Annotated in this window: 1 protein-coding gene; it reads left to right on the forward strand. The window is 39.9% G+C overall.

All coding sequences use genetic code 11. The features are described 5' to 3' along the window. A partial coding sequence (locus BN1068_RS23275) for a transposase (RefSeq protein ID WP_139344683.1) occupies positions 1–813 on the forward strand: 813 nt, incomplete at its 5' end. Between the last annotated feature and the right edge of the window lie 87 nt (positions 814–900).

The raw sequence follows: 900 nt of genomic DNA on the forward strand, positions 1-900 counted from the left end.
TCAGAAGCTGCTTATTCCCGCTTGGTAACGAAATTGAGTGAATCAGATATTTTAGAAAAATCCTTCGAAAGCGTAACGCTGGCAGCCGTCACCGAAGGGTTTATTGTCGATGAAGTCATTGCCATTGATGCAACCCATTTTGAAGCACGAGATAAGGCATCTGCCAAAAAAGAAGAAAAATCAGAAACTACGCCAAAAAAGCGCGGACGCAAATCCAAAGAAGAACGCGAACAGTACCTTAAAGACCAAGCGGAAAAGGAAGCAAACCTGCCATTGTATGAAAAGAAAATCGAAGCACAGTTAGACGTTCCGTTAGACATCTTGCGTGCAGAAGTGCCAATAGCCCCCAAATGGGGTGTGAAAAAGAATGCAGATGGTAAAAATGAATACTGGTTTGGCTATAAAGCCCACCTCGCAGTTGGTGCCCCAACCTGTTTGCGAGAACATTCCTATAAATATGACAGCTTTGATCCAAAATACGAAACATTGAAATATACCAGACCAAAGGAATGCAGCGACTGTCCCCTTGCGAATGAAGGTATCTGTCAAAAAGTGTATAAAATCAAGATAACTACCGATTTAAGAAGGTATACCGCACCAGCACGAGGATCAAAAGCTTGGAAAAATATTTTCAAACAACGGACAGCAGTAGAACGTGTTAATGCTTATCTGAAAGAGTTCTATCAGCTAAACAATGTTCGTTATCGCACTGGAAAGCGTGCAAAAGTTCATTTTGACATGGTCGCTTTGATTTATAATGCTTCCAAATTAGCTGCGGATCGCATCCAAGCGGAGCTTATTCAACAACAATAAGCTGCATAATTTTTGTTTTTTAAAATACACTTTCGAAAATTCTGCTCGTCTTTGTATTTTTAAAAAGAGCAATTATGAAATTCATTC

Origin of the sequence: Oceanobacillus sojae (assembly GCF_900162665.1) — a bacterium.
Taxonomy (GTDB): Bacteria; Bacillota; Bacilli; order Bacillales; family Amphibacillaceae; genus Oceanobacillus; species Oceanobacillus sojae_A.